This is a genomic window from Streptomyces sp. NPDC093598, from assembly GCF_044764825.1.
Lineage (GTDB): Bacteria > Actinomycetota > Actinomycetes > Streptomycetales > Streptomycetaceae > Streptomyces.
Window position 1 is genome coordinate 664,011 of the sequence record NZ_JBIWIV010000004.1, and the last position, 20,105, is coordinate 684,115.

19 protein-coding genes are annotated in these 20,105 nt (G+C 71.0%); 9 read left to right on the plus strand and 10 right to left on the minus strand.

Going from position 1 to position 20,105, the window contains the following annotated elements; genetic code table 11:
* Nucleotides 1-29: 29 nt before the first annotated feature.
* From ACIRDU_RS18410 to ACIRDU_RS18420, 3 genes are all read right to left on the minus strand, one after another.
* Nucleotides 30-1,448 (minus strand): ATP-binding protein, encoded by a 1,419-nt coding sequence (locus ACIRDU_RS18410; protein WP_403580506.1) that lies wholly within the window; start codon nt 1,446-1,448, stop codon nt 30-32.
* On the minus strand, nt 1,449-2,168 hold the full coding sequence (locus ACIRDU_RS18415; protein ID WP_403580508.1) for a response regulator transcription factor: 720 nt from the start codon (nt 2,166-2,168) through the stop codon (nt 1,449-1,451).
* A 116-nt stretch (nt 2,169-2,284) separates the two neighbouring features.
* Nucleotides 2,285-3,361 carry an LLM class flavin-dependent oxidoreductase gene (locus ACIRDU_RS18420; protein WP_403580511.1) on the minus strand — a complete coding sequence of 359 codons (1,077 nt, stop codon included), beginning with the start codon at nt 3,359-3,361 and terminating at the stop codon, nt 2,285-2,287.
* A gap of 158 nt (nt 3,362-3,519) precedes the next feature.
* Here ACIRDU_RS18420 and ACIRDU_RS18425 point away from each other — a divergent pair, with 158 nt between their 5' ends.
* Nucleotides 3,520-3,855 carry a YnfA family protein gene (locus ACIRDU_RS18425; protein ID WP_403580514.1) on the plus strand — a complete coding sequence of 112 codons (336 nt, stop codon included), beginning with the start codon at nt 3,520-3,522 and terminating at the stop codon, nt 3,853-3,855.
* A gap of 18 nt (nt 3,856-3,873) precedes the next feature.
* Here the strand turns inward: ACIRDU_RS18425 and ACIRDU_RS18430 are convergent, their stop codons facing one another.
* Nucleotides 3,874-4,308 (minus strand): ester cyclase, encoded by a 435-nt coding sequence (locus tag ACIRDU_RS18430; protein WP_403580516.1) that lies wholly within the window; start codon nt 4,306-4,308, stop codon nt 3,874-3,876.
* Nucleotides 4,309-4,426: 118 nt separating this feature from the next.
* On the opposite strand from ACIRDU_RS18430, the gene ACIRDU_RS18435 reads away from it, so the two are divergent.
* Nucleotides 4,427-5,203 (plus strand): SDR family NAD(P)-dependent oxidoreductase, encoded by a 777-nt coding sequence (locus tag ACIRDU_RS18435; RefSeq protein ID WP_403580519.1) that lies wholly within the window; start codon nt 4,427-4,429, stop codon nt 5,201-5,203.
* A gap of 9 nt (nt 5,204-5,212) precedes the next feature.
* Here ACIRDU_RS18435 and ACIRDU_RS18440 read toward each other — a convergent pair whose 3' ends face one another.
* Complete coding sequence (locus ACIRDU_RS18440; protein ID WP_403580522.1) at nt 5,213-6,406, minus strand: RtcB family protein; 1,194 nt, start codon at nt 6,404-6,406, stop codon at nt 5,213-5,215.
* A 170-nt stretch (nt 6,407-6,576) separates the two neighbouring features.
* Here ACIRDU_RS18440 and ACIRDU_RS18445 point away from each other — a divergent pair, with 170 nt between their 5' ends.
* The 3 genes from ACIRDU_RS18445 to ACIRDU_RS18455 all read left to right on the plus strand — a co-directional run bounded on the left by ACIRDU_RS18445 (nt 6,577) and on the right by ACIRDU_RS18455 (nt 9,771).
* Nucleotides 6,577-7,395 (plus strand): DUF3558 domain-containing protein, encoded by an 819-nt coding sequence (locus tag ACIRDU_RS18445; RefSeq protein ID WP_403580525.1) that lies wholly within the window; start codon nt 6,577-6,579, stop codon nt 7,393-7,395.
* Nucleotides 7,396-7,514: 119 nt separating this feature from the next.
* Nucleotides 7,515-8,408, plus strand: a complete 894-nt coding sequence (locus ACIRDU_RS18450) for a DUF3558 family protein (protein ID WP_403580528.1) — start codon at nt 7,515-7,517, stop codon at nt 8,406-8,408.
* Between the two features lie 88 nt (nt 8,409-8,496).
* Entirely contained in the window at nt 8,497-9,771 is a 1,275-nt protein-coding gene (locus tag ACIRDU_RS18455) for a DUF2637 domain-containing protein (RefSeq protein ID WP_403580531.1), read from the plus strand.
* A 60-nt stretch (nt 9,772-9,831) separates the two neighbouring features.
* Here ACIRDU_RS18455 and lysS read toward each other — a convergent pair whose 3' ends face one another.
* The gene (lysS, locus tag ACIRDU_RS18460; RefSeq protein WP_403580533.1) at nt 9,832-11,577 is read right to left on the minus strand and encodes a lysine--tRNA ligase; all 1,746 of its coding nucleotides are present in this window, start codon (nt 11,575-11,577) and stop codon (nt 9,832-9,834) included.
* Nucleotides 11,578-11,726: 149 nt separating this feature from the next.
* Here lysS and argS point away from each other — a divergent pair, with 149 nt between their 5' ends.
* Nucleotides 11,727-13,490, plus strand: a complete 1,764-nt coding sequence (gene argS / locus ACIRDU_RS18465; protein ID WP_403580536.1) for an arginine--tRNA ligase — start codon at nt 11,727-11,729, stop codon at nt 13,488-13,490.
* A gap of 227 nt (nt 13,491-13,717) precedes the next feature.
* Here the strand turns inward: argS and ACIRDU_RS18470 are convergent, their stop codons facing one another.
* Nucleotides 13,718-14,218, minus strand: coding sequence for a DinB family protein (locus ACIRDU_RS18470; protein ID WP_403580538.1), 501 nt, complete (start codon nt 14,216-14,218; stop codon nt 13,718-13,720).
* A gap of 96 nt (nt 14,219-14,314) precedes the next feature.
* Here ACIRDU_RS18470 and ACIRDU_RS18475 point away from each other — a divergent pair, with 96 nt between their 5' ends.
* The gene (locus ACIRDU_RS18475; RefSeq protein WP_403580541.1) at nt 14,315-15,100 is read left to right on the plus strand and encodes a DUF4253 domain-containing protein; all 786 of its coding nucleotides are present in this window, start codon (nt 14,315-14,317) and stop codon (nt 15,098-15,100) included.
* Here the strand turns inward: ACIRDU_RS18475 and ACIRDU_RS18480 are convergent.
* Both ACIRDU_RS18480 and ACIRDU_RS18485 read right to left on the minus strand, forming a co-directional pair.
* A complete protein-coding gene (locus ACIRDU_RS18480; RefSeq protein WP_403580544.1) occupies nt 15,066-16,298 on the minus strand; it encodes a PLP-dependent aminotransferase family protein in 1,233 nt (410 codons plus the stop codon). The two genes, ACIRDU_RS18475 and ACIRDU_RS18480, sit on opposite strands and share 35 nt — an antisense overlap.
* Nucleotides 16,299-16,425: 127 nt before the next feature.
* Entirely contained in the window at nt 16,426-17,328 is a 903-nt protein-coding gene (locus ACIRDU_RS18485) for an SAM-dependent methyltransferase (RefSeq protein WP_403580547.1), read from the minus strand.
* A gap of 77 nt (nt 17,329-17,405) precedes the next feature.
* Here ACIRDU_RS18485 and ACIRDU_RS18490 point away from each other — a divergent pair, with 77 nt between their 5' ends.
* Complete coding sequence (locus ACIRDU_RS18490) at nt 17,406-17,771, plus strand: hypothetical protein (protein WP_403580550.1); 366 nt, start codon at nt 17,406-17,408, stop codon at nt 17,769-17,771.
* Nucleotides 17,772-17,781: 10 nt separating this feature from the next.
* Here the strand turns inward: ACIRDU_RS18490 and ACIRDU_RS18495 are convergent, their stop codons facing one another.
* Nucleotides 17,782-19,137 (minus strand): helix-turn-helix domain-containing protein, encoded by a 1,356-nt coding sequence (locus tag ACIRDU_RS18495; RefSeq protein WP_403580553.1) that lies wholly within the window; start codon nt 19,135-19,137, stop codon nt 17,782-17,784.
* A 228-nt stretch (nt 19,138-19,365) separates the two neighbouring features.
* On the opposite strand from ACIRDU_RS18495, the gene ACIRDU_RS18500 reads away from it, so the two are divergent.
* Nucleotides 19,366-20,103 (plus strand): DUF4232 domain-containing protein, encoded by a 738-nt coding sequence (locus ACIRDU_RS18500; RefSeq protein WP_403580556.1) that lies wholly within the window; start codon nt 19,366-19,368, stop codon nt 20,101-20,103.
* The last annotated feature ends 2 nt before the right edge of the window (nt 20,104-20,105 follow it).

The following is a 20,105-nucleotide window of genomic DNA, read 5'->3' on the forward strand; positions in this document are numbered from 1 at the left end:
GCGTACGGGCTGCCGCAAGGCCCGCGGAGTCAGTCCAGGCCCCCGCCCACCGTGAACCCGATCGCCGTCCCGCCTCCCTCCCGCCGGAACGCGAAGGGCGCTCCCCCGTGGGCGAGGGCCACCTCGCGGACGATGGACAGGCCCAGGCCGGAACCCGGCAGGGAGCGGGCGTCGGCGGCGCGGTAGAAGCGGTCGAAGACCCGGGTGAGGTCGCTTTCGGCGATGCCCGGGCCGCGGTCGAGGACCTCGACCCGGATCCTGCCGGGCCGGGCGGGCCCGGAGACGACGATCTCGATGGGGGCCCGGCCGCCCTGGTCGAACTTCACGGCGTTCTCGACGAGGTTGGACAGCGCCCGGGTCAGCATGCCGGCCCGCCCGTCGGTCGTGGTGTCGCCGCTCGCGCGCAGCAGGATCTCCCGGCCGCTGCGGCGCCGGGCCAGCCCCGCCACCTCCTCGGCGATGTCGGCGACGTCCACCTGCCGCGGCGGCTCGGTGTCGGACTGCCCGGCCGCGAGGTCCACCAGCTCGTTGACCAGGTCGGTCAGTTCCCTGGCCTCCTGGCCGAGGTCGGCGACCAGTTCCTCCCGCGTCTCCGGCGGGAGTTCGTCGATCCGGCGCAGCAGGGAGATGTTGGTGCGCAGCGAGGTGAGCGGCGTGCGCAGCTCATGGCCCGCGTCCTGGACCAGGCGGCGCTGGTCCTCCTCGGACTGGGCGAGCCGGCCCAGCATGCGGTCGAAGGCCCGGCCGAGGCGGCCCACCTCGTCATGACCGGCCACCGGCACCTGGATGCCCAGCCGGCGGGTGCGGGCGACGTCCTCGGCGGCGTCGGTCAGCACGACCAGGCGGCGCGTGATCCGCCGGGCCAGCCACCAGCCGAACAGCCCGGCGCCGATCACCACGGCGGCCACCAGCAGCAGCGTCCGCTGCTGGAGCACCCGCAGCAGATCCTCGACGTCGCTGAACTCCTGCGCGACCTGCACCGCACCCCGCCCGCCGCCGAGGGAGACGGTGGCGACGCGGTAGACGTCGTCGCCCACGTCGACGTCCTTGTGTTCGGCCACCTCCCCGGACGAGGCCGCGGCGGCGATCCGCACGTCGGTTCCGGTGACCGGCAGCCCAGGACTGCCCGCGTCGACGACATGCCCGTCCGGGCCGAGCACCTGCACGTCCGTGCGGGCCGGACGCACCAGGTCGTGGCCCGGCGCGGCGGACGAGAAGTCGCCGGGTGTCATGTGGTTCTGCCGCACCTCGCCGCGCAGGTCCTGCACGACCTCGTCGAACACCGTCTGCTGGTCCACCCGCACCAGCCGGGCGGCGGCGCTGTAGGACAGGATGCCGACCAGGATCGTCACGGCCGCCGTCACCGCCGCGAACGACACCGCGAACGTGGTGCGCAGCGAGACCAGCTTCGGCCGCCGCCCGGTCAGCAGCGGGCGCAGGCGGCCCACTCAGTCCTCCCGCAGCACGTAACCCACGCCCCGGACCGTGTGGATCAGCTGCGGCGCGTCCGGCTCGTCGAGCTTGCGGCGCAGATAGCCGACGTAGACGGCGAGGTTCTTCGAGCCGGGCCCGAAGTCGTAGCCCCAGATGCGGTCGTAGATCGTCGAGTGGTCGAGGACGATGCCCGCGTTGCGCACCAGCAGTTCCAGCAGCTCGAACTCGGTGCGGGTCAGTTCCAGCTCGCGCGCGCCCCGCCAGGCCCGGCGCGCCTGCGGGTCCATGCGGATCCCGGCCGCGTCGATGAACCGCTCCGGGAGCGGCTTGGGCGCCTCGGCCGCCGGTGCGCTCCCGGCGGCCACCGGGCTGGTGCGGCGCAGCAGGGCACGCAGCCGGGCGAAGACCTCCTCCACGTCGAAGGGCTTCACCACGTAGTCGTCGGCGCCCGCGTCCAGGCCGGCGATCCGGTCGGCGGTCTCCACGAGGGCCGTCAGCATCAGCACCGGCGTCCGGTCGCCCTCGGCGCGCAGCACCCGGCACACCTGGAGCCCGTCGATGCCGGGCATCATCACGTCGAGGACGAGCACGTCCGGACGGTTGCGGTGGGCCTGCGCCAGCGCCTCGACACCGTCGGCGACCGCCATGACCTGGTAGCCCTCCAGGGTCAGGGCACGCTCCAGGGCGTGGCGGATGGCGCGGTCGTCTTCGGCGAGCAGCACGGTGTGGGGCACGCGTCCAGTGTGCCAAGCCGCCGGGTCCCTGGAACCCTGTGCGCGGCGCCGGAGCGTCCTTCTTACTGCCCTCTCACCGGGGCCGACGCAACCGGGAGCCGGGCCCTACCGTCCTCTCACCCCCGGGCGGAGCCGAGCCGGGCCGCGTGCGTCGGGGCGTCCGGCACGTCCGCCGGCCGGCCCACGGCGAACTCCTTGCGCAGCACCGGCACGACCTCCTCGCCCAGCAGGTCGATCTGCTCCAGCACGGTCTTCAGGGGCAGCCCGGCGTGGTCGATCAGGAACAGCTGGCGCTGGTAGTCGCCGGCGTACTCGCGGAAGGCCAGCGTCTTCTCGATGACCTGCTGCGGGGAGCCGACGGTCAGCGGCGTCTGGTCCATGAAGTCCTCCAGCGACGGTCCGTGCCCGTACACCGGCGCGACGTCGAAGTAGGGCCGGAACTCGCGCACCGCGTCCTGCGCGTTCCTCCGCATGAACACATGCCCGCCGAGCCCGACGATCGCCTGCTCGGGCGTGCCGTGCCCGTAGTGGGCGTAGCGCGTCCGGTACAGCTCGACCATGCGCTTGGTGTGGTCGGCCGGCCAGAAGATGTTGTTGTGGAAGAAGCCGTCGCCGTAGTACGCGGCCTGCTCGGCGATCTCCGGGGAGCGGATGGAGCCGTGCCAGACGAACGGTGGTACGCCGTCCAGCGGGCGGGGCGTGGCCGTGAAGCCCTCGAGGGGCGTGCGGAACGTGCCCTCCCAGTCGACGGCGTCCTCGCGCCACAGCCGGTGCAGCAGGGCGTAGTTCTCCACGGCGAGCGGGATGCCCTGCCGGATGTCCTGCCCGAACCAGGGGTAGACCGGGCCGGTGTTCCCGCGCCCCAGCATCAGGTCCACCCGGCCGTCGGCCAGGTGCTGGAGCATCGCGAAGTCCTCGGCGATCTTCACCGGGTCGTTCGTCGTGATCAGGGTCGTGGCCGTGGAGAGGATCAGCCGCTCGGTGCGGGCCGCGACGTAGCCGAGCATCGTGGTCGGGGACGACGGCACGAACGGCGGGTTGTGGTGCTCACCGGTCGCGAAGACGTCGAGCCCCACCTCCTCGGCCTTCTGCGCGATGGCGACCATGGCCTTGATCCGCTCGCGCTCGGTCGGTGTCCGGCCGGTGGTGGGGTCGGGCGTGACGTCGCCGACGCTGAAGATCCCGAACTGCATGGTCGCTCACCCTCCAGGTTGTTTACGGTTCAACCATACCTGGGGAACGGCGGCCCACGTGAGGCTGTTCCCCCGGCGCCGGCTCGTCCACCGCGCCGCCCGGCTCCGCCACGACCGCCTCGTCGGCGCCCGGGAACGGGCATGCGAAGCTGACCGCCATGTCCGTTCTCCGCTCCGCCGCCCTCTTCGTCCTCGCCGCCCTCCTCGAGATCGGCGGCGCGTGGCTCGTCTGGCAGGGCGTGCGCGAGCACAAGGGCTGGCTCTGGGCGGCCGGCGGCGTCCTCGCGCTCGGCGCCTACGGCTTCGTCGCGACGTTCCAGCCCGACGCCCACTTCGGCCGCGTCCTCGCCGCCTACGGCGGGATCTTCGTCGCCGGTTCGATCCTGTGGGGTGTGGTCGCCGACGGCTACCGCCCGGACCGCTGGGACATCACGGGCGCACTGGTCTGCCTCGCGGGCATGGCGATCATCATGTACGCCCCGCGAGGAAACTGACCGGCCCCCGCGAGGGCCTCAGAACGGCTCGTCCGACAGCAGCCCCAGCTGCCCGAGGAAGTCCATCTCGTCGAAGTACAGCCGGTAGTCGACGATCCGCCCGTCCTTCACGGTGGCGATGTCCACCCCGCGGATCCGGACCTCCTTCTGCGTCGGCGGCAGCGTCTCACCGTTGGGCAGCTCCAGCGGACCGGTGTTGCGCCCGCTGTAGATCCCCTCGTCGATGGCCGTGTCACCGGCCTCGTAGGAGTGCAGCACCTCGAACGTCGCCTCGGGGACCGCCTCGGTCATCGTCCGCCAGTACTCGACGATCGCGTCGCGCCCGCGCAGTTCACCCTCGTCGGGGGTGAAGGCGACCGCGTCCTCGGCGTAGAGCTCGCCGAGAACCTTCAGATCGGCGTGTGTGGTGACCGCGTCCGTGAGCCGGTCCATGACCTCACGTGCCTCACCCATGATCCACCTCCGGGAAACAGGGGACCACCCAGCCTCATTCTCCCACCGCGGGGCCCACCTATCCTGGCCGCAAGCACCTGCGCACCACCGCCCCGCACACCACGCCCGAGGAGCTTCCATGGCCACCGCCGCCCCGCCCGCAGCCTCCCGCATCGCCGTCGTCACGGGTGCGAGCAGCGGAATCGGCGCCGCCACGGCCCGGCAGCTCGCCGCGGCGGGCTACCGCGTCGTCCTGACCGCACGCCGCAAGGACCGCATCGAGGCCCTGGCCGAGGAGATCACCAAGGCCGGCCACCAGGCCACGGCGTACCCCCTCGACGTCACGGACCGCGCCGCGGTCGACGAGTTCGCCACGGCGTTCAAGACGATCGGCGTACTGGTCAACAACGCGGGCGGCGCGCTCGGCGCCGACCCGATCGCGACCGGCGACCCGGCCGACTGGCGCCGGATGTACGAGACGAACGTCCTCGGCACCCTCAACCTCACCCAGGCCCTGCTGCCCAAGCTGATCGCGAGCGGCGACGGCACGGTCGTGGTCGTCTCCTCCACCGCGGGCCACGGCACCTACGAGGGCGGCGGGGGCTACGTCGCCGCCAAGCACGGCGCCCACGTCCTCGCCGAGACCCTCCGCCTGGAGATCGTCGGCCGGCCGGTCCGCGTCATCGAGATCGCCCCCGGCATGGTCAAGACCGACGAGTTCGCCCTGACCCGCTTCGGCGGCGACGAGGACAAGGCGGCCAAGGTCTACGAGGGCGTCGCCGAGCCCCTCACGGCCGACGACGTCGCCGAAACGATCACGTGGGCGATCACCCGCCCCGCCCACGTCAACGTCGACCTCCTGGTCCTGCGCCCCCGCGCCCAGGCGTCGAACACGAAGGTGCACCGGGAGTCGTAGCGGGGCAGGTCACCCCTTGACGCAGACGACCTGCTTCAGCTTCGCCACGACCTCCACCAAGTCCCGCTGCTGGTCGATGACCTGCTCGATCGGCTTGTAGGCGCCCGGAATCTCGTCCACGACGCCAGAGTCCTTGCGGCACTCCACGCCCCGGGTCTGCTCCTCCAGGTCCTTCGTCGAGAACCGGCGCTTGGCCGCGGTGCGGGACATGCGCCGACCGGCGCCGTGCGAGGCGGAGTTGAAGGACTTGGCGTTGCCGAGGCCCTTCACGATGTACGACCCCGTGCCCATCGAGCCGGGGATGATCCCGTACTCGCCGGAACCGGCCCGGATCGCGCCCTTGCGGGTCACGAGCAGGTCCATCCCGTCGTAGCGCTCCTCGGCTACGTAGTTGTGGTGCGCGCTGATCTCCGGCTCGAAGGTGGGCTTCGCCTTCTTGAACTCCTTGCGGACCACGTCCTTCAGGAGCGCCATCATGATCGAGCGGTTGTGCCTGGCGTACTCCTGCGCCCAGAACAGGTCATTGCGGTACGCCGCCATCTCCGGGGTGTCCGCGACGAAGACAGCGAGGTCGCGGTCGACCAGGCCCTGGTTGTGCGGGAGCTTCCGGGCCACGCCGATGTGATGCTCGGCCAGTTCCTTGCCGATGTTCCGGGAACCGGAGTGCAGCATCAGCCAGACAGAACCGGTCGTGTCCGTGCAAACTTCGACAAAGTGGTTGCCTCCACCGAGCGTTCCCATCTGCTTGGTGGCGCGTTCCTGGCGGAACTTGACCGCATCCGCCACCCCGCCGAACCGCGACCAGAAGTCGTCCCACCCGGCCGTGGCCAGCCCATGGAACCGCCCCGGGTCCACGGGATCGTCGTGCATCCCCCGCCCCACCGGAATCACCTGCTCGATCCCCGACCGCAGCCGGGACAGGTCGCCGGGCAGGTCGTTCGCCGTCAGGGACGTTTTCACGGCCGACATTCCGCAGCCGATGTCGACGCCCACCGCCGCCGGGCACACCGCATCCTTCATGGCGATGACCGAGCCGACCGTGGCACCCTTGCCGTAGTGCACGTCGGGCATGACGGCCAGGCCCTTGATCCACGGCAGCGTGGCGACGTTCTGGAGCTGCTGGAGCGCCGAGCCCTCGACCGAGGCCGGGTCGGTCCACATCCGGATCGGTACCTTCGCACCCGGTATCTCTACATACGACATAACACCCTCAATCCCCCGTAACGAACAGAAGTCTTCAACAGCAAATACCGGAGCCAAGGTCGACGAAAGGGAAATCGGACCGGCGTCCACGGCAGTGCGTGCGATACACATTGTGTTCATCGCCCGCCTTACGGCGGCAAGCCAATATCCGTGTCGAGAGGAGCCACCGCGTGCAACGGAAGGCGTACGTACCCGGTATCGCCGTGCTCCTCGCGGCGGCACTGGCCGGCTGCACCGGCGGCTCGGGCGACGGCGGCCCGGCGGACGACTCCAACCCGGGCGACACCGGCACGGCATCGCCCGCCGCCGAGCCCGGCCGCTACCGCACGCTTCCCGAGCCGTGCGCCGCGGTCAGCGAGAGCACGCTCGACGAACTCCTGCCCGGCATCCGGCGGATCCGTGACGAGGAGCAGCGCGAGAGGGCCTACGAGGGCGAGCCGACGAGCACGTTCGACACCGACCGCAAGGTCGGCTGCCGCTGGAAGGTGGACTCCCCGGAGGCCACCGACCATCTGCTGATCGACTTCGAGCGGGTCGTCGCCTACGACAACTCCGTCAGCGACGAAAGCCAGGCCGAGCAGCTCTTCGCGGAGCAGGAGGCGTCGGCCCACCTGCCCGAGCCGACCGCCACCGAGACGGCGGTCACCGGGAGCACCCCGGCGGGCGGTTCGGCCGCGTCCGCGAGCGGTTCCCCTTCTCCGTCCGGCTCCTCCTCGCCCTCGGTGTCCCCCTCCGTGACCCCGACCGACCTGCAGCCCCGGGTGCTGGAGGACCTCGGCGACGAGGCCTTCCTCGACGACGGGCTGAGCAGTTCCGGCTCGACGGCCAAGCAGCGGACGGTGACTGTGGCGTTCCGCACGTCCAACGTCATCGTGACCATCGAGTACACGGAGCAGCCGGCGACCGTGGGCGTCGTCCCGGACAGCAAGGAAATGCAGGACAGGACGCAGAAACTGGCCTCCCAGCTGGCGGATTCGCTGGGCGACTGAGGCCCCTTCACGGCCCCTTCACCCGTACCCGCAAAGCGCGCGAAGGAAGAACACACCGGTGCCTCACCGCGTACCGTGACCACTCGGACCCGTTCCGACCGCAGGGAACCACGAGCGTCATGAGTGAAGGAACCATGCAGCGACGAGCACAGCGAGACCAGCGAGACCAGCGAGCGAAGCGACTCAACCGCGTCCTTGTCTGCGCGGCCGCCGTCCCCGTGATGCTGGTCGCCGCCGGCTGCTCCTCGGACTCCGGCTCCGGCGACAGCACGGACAAGGCCGAGAAGGCCGCGGCGTCGGCGTCCGCGAGCCCGGAGCCGACCGTGCAGGCGGCGGCGTACAGCAAGCTTCCGGAGCCGTGCAAGGCGTTCTCGAAGAAGACGCTGAAGGACCTCGTACCGGAGAGCAAGTCCGGCAAGGAGGGCAAGTCGGACGACATTTCGACCCGCGGCAGCTGCTCCTGGAACAGCCTGGACAACAACGGCGTGAAGGGCTCGCAGTTCCGCTGGCTGAACGTGTCGATGCTGCGCTTCGAGTCGGACGTCACCCGTGGCCCGGCCGACAAGCTGGCCCAGCAGTACTTCGAGAAGCAGGTCCAGGAGGCCCAGGCCGTCGAGGGCGCGAAGAGCGTCAAGACGGAGCCGGTGACGGACACGGGCGACCAGGCGACGGCCGTGCACTACGACCTGAAGAAGAAGGAAGGCACCTTCAAGCAGCAGACGATCGTGGCACGCGTCGAGAACGTCGTCGTCACGCTCGACTACAACGGTGCGGGGCTGGCCGGCGACAAGACGCCGAGCGGTGGCGACATGCTGAAGGACGCGAAGAAGGCCGCCAAGGAGGCGGTGGCCGCGGTGTCCGAAGCGAACGGCACCGGCGGCGGCAAGGCGAGCGGCAGCCCTTCGAAGTCGCCGTCGACGTCCCCCTCGAAGTCGGCGTCCAAGGAGGCCTCGGACGAGCCCTCGAAGGACGCCTCGAAGTCGCCGTCCAAGAAGCCCGCGGCGAAGAGCTGAGCAGTTCCGACGGGAACCGGCCACCCGCCCTCCGCACACATGTGCCACCCTGTTGCGCGCAACAGCACGCAAGGGGAGGGGAGTACGGGTGGCCGCGCCACTGCAGCTGACTCGGATGCACCGCGTTCTCATCGGCGTGGTCGTGGCAGGCGCCGTGATCATCGCCGGTATCGGCTTTGCCGGTTCGTACGCGGCGGTCCGCGAGTTGGCCCTCAAGAAGGGCTTCGGGAACTTCTCCTACGTCTTCCCGATCGGCATCGACGCGGGCATCTGCGTCCTGCTGGCCCTGGATCTGCTCCTCACCTGGATCAGGATCCCGTTCCCCCTCCTGCGTCAGACGGCGTGGCTGCTGACGGCGGCGACGATCGCCTTCAACGGCGCGGCCGCGTGGCCGGATCCGCTCGGTGTGGGCATGCACGCGGTGATCCCGATCCTGTTCGTGGTCTCGGTCGAGGCGGCCCGGCACGCGATCGGCCGCATCGCGGACATCACGGCCGACAAGCACATGGAGGGCGTCCGCCTCACCCGCTGGCTGCTCTCCCCCGTCCCCACGTTCCTCCTCTGGCGCCGCATGAAGCTCTGGGAGCTCCGCTCCTACGAGCAGGTCATCAAGCTGGAGCAGGAGCGCCTCGTGTACCAGGCGCGGCTGCGGTCGCGGTTCGGGCGGGCGTGGCGCAGGAAGGCGCCGGTGGAGTCCCTGATGCCGCTGCGGCTGGCGCGGTACGGGGTGCCGCTGGCGGAGACGGCTCCGGCGGGGCTGGCGGCGGCGGGCATAGAGCCGGCGCTGATTCCCCCGGCGCCGCAGCAGGCCGACGTGGCCGCGGACGGTCGTGCCGATGGGCCGGTGCCTGTCCCGCAGAGGGCGGCGCCTTCCGCCGAGCAGCGGCCGCAGCTCGAGAGCAACCAGAGCGCCGAGCAGCCGGACCGGGTCCCGGAGCCCGAGCAGAGCCCGTGGTTCAACACCCCCCGCGAGGTCGAGTACCAGGGCGGCTACGACCCGTCCTACGACCCCGACCAGTACGCCCAGTGGATCGCGGAACAGCAGGAGGCCGAGCAGTACCAGGCCCGGTTCGAGCAGGAGCCCTCCCCGGAGGACACCGGCGGTTTCCCCATCCCCGTGGGTCCGGGCCGCACCCGTGAACTGGGCGACGGCGGCGGCCCGCCGGAGCCGTCCGAGGAGGACTACTACCAGGTCTTCCGTGAGTCGACCAAGGGCGGGAACGGAGCGCCGACCCCGCGTGGGTTCATCTCCGACGTCGAGGCGACGTACGGCGTCGCCCTGGACGAGGCCGAGGTGAAGCGCATGATGAAACGCTTCTCGAACCGCCTCAACGCGGAGCTGACGGACGAGCACATCGCCTGAACCGCACAAGGAAAGGGGCCCTCACCTGAGGGCCCCTTCCTTCACCGCGCCGGTACTCCCCTACTCCCCGAGCAGGGACCGCACCCGGTCCTGCCCCACCGCCAGCAGCAGCGTGGGCAGCCGGGGCCCGGTGTCCCGGCCCACCAGCAGGTGGTACAGCAGCGCGAAGAAGGACCGCTGGGCGGTCTTGATCTCCGGCGGCAGCTCCTTCGGCGTGGCGTCGGCGGAGAACCCGGCCTGCACCTTCGGCACGCCGTAGACCAGGTGCGTCAGCCCGTCCAGCGACCAGTGGCCGGCCAGCCCGTCGAGCAGCAGCCGCAGCGACTCGCGGCCCTGCTCGTCGAGCGACTTCAGCAGCTCGGCGTCCGGCTCGTCCCGCACGATCGTCCGCTGGTCGGCCGGGACGTGCGTGTTGATCCAGGCCTCGGCCTTGTCGTACCGCGGCCGTGCCTCCTCCAGCGAGCCCAGCGGCTGCTCCGGGTCCAGCTCGCTGAGGATCCGCAGCGCCTGGTCCTCGTGCCCGGCGGTGATGTCGGCGACCGACGCCAGCGTCCGGTACGGCAGCGGCCGGGCCGTCCGCGGCAGCTCACCGGCGGCCGTCCGCACCGCACGGGAGTGCGCGGCGACGTCGGCCGGCAGGGCGCTGCCGTCGGCGACCTTGGCGTCCAGCCGGTCCCACTCGTCGTAGAGCCGCTGGATCTCCTGGTCGAAGGCGACCTTGAAGGACTGGTTGGGCCGACGCCGGGCGTAGAGCCAGCGCAGCAGCTGCGGCTCCATGATCTTCAGGGCGTCGGCCGGGGTGGGCACGCCGCCCTTCGAGGACGACATCTTCGCCATGCCGGAGATCCCGACGAAGGCGTACATCGGCCCGATCGGCTGCTTCCCGCCGAAGATCCCGACGATCTGCCCGCCGACCTGGAACGACGAGCCCGGCGAGGAGTGGTCGACACCGGAGGGCTCGAACACGACCCCCTCGTACGCCCACCGCATCGGCCAGTCGACCTTCCAGACCAGCTTGCCGCGGTTGAACTCGCTCAGCCGGACCGTCTCCGAGAAGCCGCACGCGGTGCAGGCGTACGTCAGCTCGGTGGAGTCGTCGTCGTAGGACGTGACGGTGGTGAGGTCCTTCTCGCAGTTGCCGCAGTACGGCTTGTACGGGAAGTACCCGACGGTGCCGGAGCTGCCGTCGTCCTCAGCGGCCGCGCCGGAGCCCTCGGCGGCCTCCAGCTCGGCCTCGTCGACCGGCTTCTGCCCCTGCTGCTTCTTGGCCGGGGCCTTCTTCGTGCGGTACTGGTCGAGGATCGCGTCGATGTCGCCGCGGTGCTTGATGGCGTGCAGGATCTGCTCGCGGTACACACCCGAGGTGTACTGCTCGGTCTGGCTGATCCCGTCGAACTCCACGCCCAGCTCGGCCAGCGACTCGATCATCGCGGCCTTGAAGTGCTCGGCCCAGTTGGCGTACGAGGAGCCCTTGGGCGCCGGCACGGACGTCAGCGGCTTGCCGATGTGCTCGGCCCAGCCGTCGTCGACGCCCGCGATACCGGCCGGCACCTTGCGGTACCGGTCGTAGTCGTCCCAGGAGATCAGGTGCCGCACCTGGTGGCCCCGGCGGCGGATCTCGTCGGCGACCAGGTGCGGGGTCATGACCTCGCGCAGGTTCCCGAGGTGGATGGGGCCGGACGGCGACAGGCCGGACGCGACGACGACGGGTTTGCCCGGGGCCCGGCGCTCCGACTCCTCGATGACCTCATCCGCGAAACGGGAGACCCAGTCGGTGGTCTCGGTGCTCTGAGCCACGATCGGCACGTCCTTCTTTCTGCATCGGGCAGCCGGTACGGTCGCACGGCTGACCGCACCATTCTCCCAGACCACCGTGCGCCCGGAAAAACGGCTTTACCCCCATGGGATACTGGGCGTGTCTATCGATTCCCTCGAGGAGAACGGCACCCCTACCTATGGCCTCGGTCACGTCCCTCACCGACTCCGTCCACCAGCGCCTCGCGGCGGCCCTGTCGGCGGCTGTGCCGCAGGCCGGCTCCGCGGACCCGCTGCTGCGACGAAGCGACAGGGCCGACTTCCAGGCCAACGGGATCCTGGCCCTCGCGAAGAAGGAGAAGGCCAACCCGCGCGAGCTGGCCACGCAGGTCGTCTCGCGGGTCGAGTCGGGTGACGTGATCAAGGACGTCGAGGTCTCCGGTCCCGGCTTCCTGAACATCACCGTCACCGACCGCGCGATCATCCAGAACCTCGCCGCGCGCTACGCCGACGACACCGGCCGCCTCGGCGTGCCGACCGCGGAGCAGCCGGGCACCACGGTCATCGACTACGCCCAGCCGAACGTGGCGAAGGAGATGCACGTCGGCCACCTGCGCTCCGCGGTGATCGGCGACTCGGTGGTGCAGCTGCTGGAGTTCACCGGCGAGAACGTGGTCCGGCGTCACCACATCGGCGACTGGGGCACCCAGTTCGGCATGCTCATCCAGTACCTGGAGGAGCACCCGCACGAGCTGGACCACAAGGCCGACGAGGTCTCCGGCGAAGAGGCGATGTCGAATCTCGACCGCCTCTACAAGGCCGCCCGCAAGCTCTTCGACTCCGACGAGGAGTTCAAGACGCGTGCGCGGCGCCGGGTGGTGGACCTCCAGGCGGGCGACCCGCGGACCCTCGCCATGTGGCAGAAGTTCGTCGACGAGTCGAAGATCTACTTCTTCTCCGTCTTCGAGAAGCTGGACATGGAGATCCGCGACGAGGACATCGTCGGCGAGTCGGGTTACAACGACATGCTCGCCGAGACCTGCCGCCTCCTGGAGGAGTCGGGCGTGGCGGTCCGCTCCGAGGGCGCCCTCTGCGTCTTCTTCGACGACGTCAAGGGCCCGGACGGCAACCCGGTCCCGCTGATCGTGCAGAAGTCGGACGGCGGCTACGGCTACGCGGCGACCGACCTGTCGGCGATCCGCGACCGCGTCTTCCGCCTCAAGGCGAACACGCTCCTCTACGTCGTGGACGCCCGGCAGTCGCTGCACTTCAAGATGGTCTTCGAGACGGCCCGCCGTGCCGGCTGGCTGAACGACGACGTCGAAGCGGTCCAGCTCGCCTTCGGCACGGTCCTCGGCAAGGACGGCAAGCCGTTCAAGACCCGTGAGGGCGAGACGGTCCGCCTGGTCGACCTCCTCGACGAGGCGATCGACCGTGCCTCGGCGGTCGTCCGGGAGAAGGCCCAGGACCTCTCCGAGGCGGAGATCGCCGAGCGGGGCACCCAGGTGGGCATCGGCGCGGTGAAGTACGCCGACCTGTCGACGTCGGCCAACCGCGACTACAAGTTCGACCTGGACCAGATGGTCTCGCTCAACGGCGACACCTCCGTCTACCTCCAGTACGCCTACGCCCGTATCCAGTCGATCCTGCGCAAGGCCGGCGCCTCCCGCCCGGTCGCACACCCCGAGCTGGACCTGCACGAGGCGGAGCGCGCACTCGGTCTGCACGCGGACTCGTTCGCGGCGACGGTCGCGGAGGCGGCGGCGGAGCACGCCCCGCACAAGCTGACGGCGTACCTGTACCAGTTGGCGTCCCTCTACACGACGTTCTACGACAAGTGCCCGGTCCTGAAGGCCGAGACGCCCGAGCAGATCGAGAACCGCCTGTTCCTCTGCGACGTCACGGCCCGCACCCTCCACCAGGGCATGGCCCTGCTGGGCATCCGGACGCCTGAGCGGCTCTGAGTCCGGCTGCTCCCGACAGCCCCGAGGGCGGCACTCCCCCGTTCGAGTGCCGCCCTCGGGCGTTACGGGCCGCAGGCCAGCGGCAGTTGGTCGTACGTCTGCACCCCATGTCCGAGGCGAGCCCCGGGACGACGATCGGGGCCTGCTTCCGCCCCATGACGGGAGACGACCCCATGACGGGAGACGGCCCCGAGTGCTTCGACGCCCGCGTCTGATGCCGCACCGGGTCAGCGCTGCGCCGTGGTGCTCGCCCCGTCCAGGGCCTCCCGGACGATGTCCGCGTGCCCCGCGTGTTGGGCGGTCTCCCTGATCAGGTGCAACAGGATCCGGCGCACGGACCAGTACTCGGGCTCCGGCGGGGACCAGGGCGTCCTCGGCAGCGGCACGCCGAGGCCCAGGTCCGGCAGCGCCGCCACGGCTTCTTCGGTGGCCCGCGCGGCTCGTGCGTAACGCTCCAGCAGCGCGGGGAGCGTGTCGCCCCCGGCCATGCGGTACTGGCCCGAGTCGAGCATGCCGTCGGGCAGTTCACCGTCCCCTTCGGTGATGATCTGCGTCCACACCTCTTCCCCCTGGGCGAGGTGCTTCACTATTCCGCCGAGGGTCAGCTCGCTCACGGTCGTGCGCCGCGCGGCCTGCGCGTCGGTGAGTCCGCGCACGGTGATGAGCAGCAACGCGCGCTGCTCCGCGAACGAGGCCAGCAGGTCCGTCTTCTCCGAGGAAAAGGTCATGTCCGAACCGTACGGAGCCATTAGGTCAGGTACTGGCCGCTACTGCGGATCACCGGGCCGGTCGGATTGTCAGTGGCCGGCTCTACAGTCACCCCCATGGCGACTCTTCCGAACCCCCTGCCGAAGCTGGCGGCAGACCCGAGCGGCCGCGCGCTCGGGCTTCAACTCCCCGCCGGGGTACTCGTCGACACCACCGACGAGGGCTCCTGGCACGAGCCGCTGCTGTGGTGCGGGGACGGGCGCGCTCTCCCGGGCGGCTGGGCGGCGCTGGAGCCGGCCCGCCGGGCGGGACTGCTGCCGGTCGTCCTGGAGACGGGCGACGGCCATGGCGGGCCGGACCGCTGGGAGTTGATGCCCGGCGAGGTCTCCTACCCCGGCGACCACGACGCCGAAGAGGTCCTGGCGGAGTACTGGGAGGAGCAGGCCGCGCAGGGCGAGGCCTGGCCCGGCCCTGCGGATGCCGCCCCCGGGGACCAGGACCCGGACTCCGCGGCCATCGGCATCGTGGACGCCCTGCTCGGGGACGGCGGCCCGCTCAAGGATCCCCGTCTCGCCCTCGTCCCGGCCCGCCGCAGCGCGGACATCCCGGCGGCGATCGGCTGGACGGGCCCGGCGAACCACGAGAGCGACACGGCCCGGCTCAGCGCGGTGCTGCGCTCCTGGGAGGACCGCTTCGGCATACGGGTCACGGCGCTCGGCTTCGCTCACCTGCTGGTGTCCGTGGCCAACCCGCCCACCACCCCCGCCGCCGCACGAGCCGTCGCCGCCGAGCACTTCGCGTTCTGCCCGGATAACATCCGCCAGGGCACGGCCCCGACCCTCCGGGCCTACGCCGAGCAGCAGGTCCTCAACCAGCCGACGTGGCACTTCTGGTGGGACTGAGCCCCTCCCCCAGCCTGCGCAGCCCCTCCCCGATCTCCTCCGGCGTCTGCGTCACGAAGCACAGCCGGAGGGTGGTGCGGTCGGGCGGTCCGGCGTAGAAGGGGGCGCCGGGGACGTAGGCCACGTTCTGGCGGACGACCTGCGGCAGCAGGGCCGTCGTGTCGTACGGCTCCGGCAGGCGCGCCCAGAGGAACATGCCGCCCTCGGGCCGGCTCCAGACCGACCCTTCGGGCAGCGCCCCCGCGAGCCCGGCGAGCATCGTGTCGCGGCGGTCGCGGTACACACCGGCGACGCGGGCGACATGGGTGTCGAGGTCGTTGTCGGCGAGGTAGCGGGCCGCTGCGAGCTGGTTGAGCGTCGGGGTGTGCAGGTCGGCGGCCTGCTTGGCGACGGCACAGGCGCGCCGCAGCTCCCCGGGTGCCCGCAGCCAGCCCAGCCGCAGCCCGGGCGCCATGACCTTGGAGAAGCTGCCGAGCAGCACCGTCCGGTCCCCGGCGCCCGGGTGGGCGGCGATCCACGGCACGCGCTCACCGTCGTAGCGCAGCTCCCCGTAGGGATCGTCCTCGACGATCCACAGCCCGCGCCGGGCGGCGACGGCTGCCACGGCGGCGCGCCGTTCGGCGGGCAGGGTCCGGCCGGTGGGGTTCTGGAAGGTGGGCACGGTGTAGAGCAGCTTGGGCCGCTCGCGCACGACGAGTTCCTCCAGTGCCTCGGGATCGACGCCGTGCTCGTCGCCGGGCACGGCCACGATCCGCGCTCCGGCGAAGCCGAAGGCCTGAAGTGCCGCCAGATAGCAGGGGTTCTCGACGAGGACGGTGTCCCCGGGTTCGAGGAGCGCGGTGGCCAGGAGGGAGAGGGCCTGCTGGGAGCCGGTGGTGACGAGCAGGTCGTCGGGGCCGGTGGGCAGGCCGCGCACGGTGGTGCGGGCGGCGAGCGCGTCCCGCAGCGCGGGTTCGCCCTCGGTCGTGGAGTACTGCAACGCCCGTGCGGGTGCCTCGGCGAGCACCGCCTCGTACGCGGCGGCGATGCCCTCGGTGTCGAACAGCTCCGGTGCCGGGAGCCCGCCCGCGAAGTTGATCACCTCGGGGCGGGCGGTGACGGCGAGGATGTCCCGTACGGGAGAGCCGCCAACGGCCCGCGCCCGCGCGGCCAGGGGCGGCACGGGAGAGTGGGTGAGCAGGGGCTCGGCGGTGGTCATGACACGGCTCCTTCGGCTGCGGTGACGCCTGGTGCCCCGCAGCCTAAGGAAGTACGTGCCGCCTACAAGCAGGTTTCCGGGATCCGGACGCCGGGCGTGCACGGAGGTCGGCCCGGGGCCCGACGGCTCACTCCTTGGCGCCGATCGCCGCGTACACGTTGATGTCCGCGTCCGTGACGTCGTTGATGTCGCGGTACCGCACCTTCTCGATCTCCTCGAGTCCGGCGAGGAAGGACTCCTCCGGCTGCTCGGGCACGGGGGCGGCGTGGTCGGGCCGCCAGCGGTGCGCGGGGACGACCCCCGGGTCTGCGATCTCCAGCCGGTTCTCCGTGAAGAACCGCTCGACGTCGGCCCGGGACCGCAGCACGAAGGTGAACCCGCGCTCGGTGTACGTCCGCTGGACCGCGCGGATGTTCTCGGGGTTGAGGTCATCGGTGAGGTGGCTCAGCACCAGCCGGCTGCCGCCGGGCAGCTCGTCGAGGAGCCCGCGCACCAGCGGATACGCCTCCTCGTCCGCGACGAAGTGCAGGATCGCGACCAGGCAGAGCACGACCGGCTGGTCGAAGTCCAGGGTTTTGGCGGCCTGTTCGAGGATGCGGGCCGGCTCCCGCAGATCGGCGTCGATGTAGTCCGTACGCCCCTCGGGGCCGCTGGTCAGCAGGGCGCGTGCGTGCGCGAGCACCACGGGGTCGTTGTCGACGTACACGACCCGCGACTCGGGCGCGAGGCGCTGCGCGATCTGGTGCACGTTCTCGGCGGTGGGCAGCCCGGTCCCGATGTCGAGGAACTGCCGGATGCCGTCCTGCTCCACGAGCGTGGTCACCGCACGCCGCAGGAAGTCACGGTTGTGACGTACGTCGAGGTACCCGCGGGGGTTGGCGGCCAGCGCGGCGGCGGCCGCGTCCCGGTCGGCAGGGTAATGGTCCTTGCCGCCGAGGAAGACGTCGTAGACCCGGGCCGGGTGCGCCTTGCTGCTGTCGATCCTCCTGCGCAGCTCGGCGGGATCCTGGCTGAGGGCGTCACCGGACATGGACGTCTCCCTGAAGAGTAGGTGGTTCAATCAGCAACTACTACGACGGTCAACAACCTAACGGTTCAACTGATTTGATGGTGCCCGTGCGGAGTGACACGCGAGCGACGACGACCCTCTGGCGCCCCACCGGCCCCGCGGAACTGGACCTGGTCCGCGACCTCGACTGGCGCGCCTGGCCGCCCCGGCTCCCCGAGCAGCCGATCTTCTACCCGGTCCTGAACGAGGACTACGCGGTCAGGATCGCCCGGGACTGGAACGTCAAGCACGACGGCGCCGGCTTCGTCACCCGCTTCGAGGTCGACTCCGACTTCCTGGCCCGCTACCCGGTCCAGCAGGCCGGCGGCCGCACCATCCTCGAACTGTGGGTCCCGGCCGAGGAACTCGACGAGTTCAACGCCCACATCGTCGGAAGGATCGAGCTGGTCCACGAGTTCCACTGAGCCTGTGCCTTCAGGACTGCTCCGTGGTCCCCTCCTCCACCCACTTCTCGCCGTCCAGCGGGAACTCGTACGCCGGACGCCCGTTGTTGCCACTGGTCCGGAAGGGCCGGCCGTGGTCGTCCACGGTCAGCGTGCCCGTCCGGTTGCCGCTGGACCAGGCCAGCTCCAGGTACCAGCTGACGTCGTACGCGGAGGCATCGGCCCGGATGTAGTACACCTCCGGGTCGCTCTCACTCACCTTGAAGGGGAAGTTCGCGTGCCCCGCCTCGGGCACGACTCCCGGGCGTGCGGCGTCGAGGGCGACCGTGAAGAACCGGGTCGGCACGCCACCGCCGCAGCCGACGCCCGGATACCCCATGGCGTAGTCGTTCCAGGCGAGCGGCGCCCGCTTGCCGGCCATACGGACCGTCAGCCGCTTGACGACCACGGTCTCCTTCCCCGTCCCCTGCACGGTCAGCTTCAGGAACTGCTCCCCCGACGGCACGGCCCCCGTCGCCGCCACCCAGCCGGGCGCGTCCTGCTCCGGCGGCGGCGGCCCGACCCGCCCCGGCGGCAGATTCACGAGATAGCGCTGGGAGCACGGGCTCTCCCAGGCGTGCGGTTCCGTGTCCACGGTGAGGGGAGCGGAGGCGGGGGCGGTGTCACGCCCGGGGCGGTCGCCGCCGGTGCCGGTGCCGCTGCCGCTGCCGCTGCCCGGGGAGGCTGAGGAGGGGGACGCGGAGGCAGCCCCCTCGCCCTTGTCCTTGCCTTTCCCCTTGTTCTTGTCTTCGCCGCCCGCGGCGGACGAACTGGCCGAGGGCGACACGGAAGCCGCCGTCCCCTGCTCCTCCTGCCCGCCACCGCCACGGGAGACCGCCGCCGCGCCACGCCGCCCCTCGTCGTCCGATCCGCCCGAGGGAACGGCCACGGCGAGACCGACGCCGCCGAGGACCACGGCCGCGGCGACACCGGCCAGCAGCGCACGGCGCGGGCGCCGGACCGCGGGTTCCTTCGACGCGAGAACGTCGGCATCCTCGACCCCGGCCTCCGACGCGAGAACGTCGGCCCCCGAAGTGGCCACTTCCGGAGAGGTCACCTCCGAAGAGCCACTCCCCACACCCCCGCTCCCCTTGCGCACCCGCCCGGCATCCGCCAGCACCCACCGCCGGTGCAACTCGACGAGCTCCGTGGACGACGCCTTGCACACCCGGGCCAGCCGCTCCACCGGCGCGTAATCGGTCGGCACGGCATCCCCGTTGCAGTACCGGTGCAGCGTCGACGTACTCATGTGGAGCCGCTTGGCGAGCACCCCGTAGCTCAGCCCCGAGCGCTCCTTCAACTCCCCCAGCAGCGCGGCGAAATCAGCCGCGGCCGTGCCTTCCGACACCGTTCCTCCATGCCCCGTGTCCCGTTCCCCCGTTCCAGGGAATGACTGTTCTCCCTGGTCAGAGCATGCGCGGGCGTTCCAACGTCCCTGATCGTCCGCCGGGTCCGGCGGCCGGGACGGATCACCGCACAAGCTCTGGTCATCCAAGCACGCCGCTCCCGGCCCACCGGCAGCGCGACCCGCCTGAGCGTGCTTCCCCACCGCCTTTGTCCGAAAGGAAACGCAAGTATGCGCAAGCACCACGCCCTCCCCGTCGCACTCCTCGCCGCCCTCGCCCTGACGGCGTGCCAGGACGGCACCGGCACGAAGGACGAGGGCGCGGCCCAGCCCCAGTCGGCCTCGGCGACCGTCACGGCGACACACCCGGCCGAAGAGGGGAACAGCGGGAAGGGCTCGAACGGCGCGACGGCCACGAACAACACGCGGAACACAAGCGGCGCACAGAACACGAGCGGAACGCGGAACACGAGCGGAACGCAGGGCACGAAGGACAACGGACACGCCAAGAGCACCGGCTCCGCGAAGAGCACCACGGCGACCCGCGTCTCCTGCAACGGCTCCAACACCACCGTCACCGCCCAGCCGGTCCGCCGTCCCGTCAACCACATGCTGCTCACCGTGAGAAACACCGGCTCGAAGACGTGCGACCTCTACTACTACCCGGTGCTGCGCTTCGGCGAGATGCAGTGGGTCCCGCAGCCGATCAAGGACTCCAAGCCGCAGGCGGTGACGACCCTGGCCCCCGGCGAGTCCGGCTACGCGGGCGTCTCACTGTCGGCGGCCGACGGCAGCGGCGAGTGGGGCACCACCAGTCACAAGCTCACCGTCGGCTTCCAGGGCCGCACGCCGAACAGCGACGGCGGCCCCTCGGCGCTCCCGGCCCTGCCCGCCAAGGGCGTGTACTACGACAGCACCCTGACGGTCACCTACTGGCTGCGCGACAGGGACCACGCGCTGTCCTACTGAAG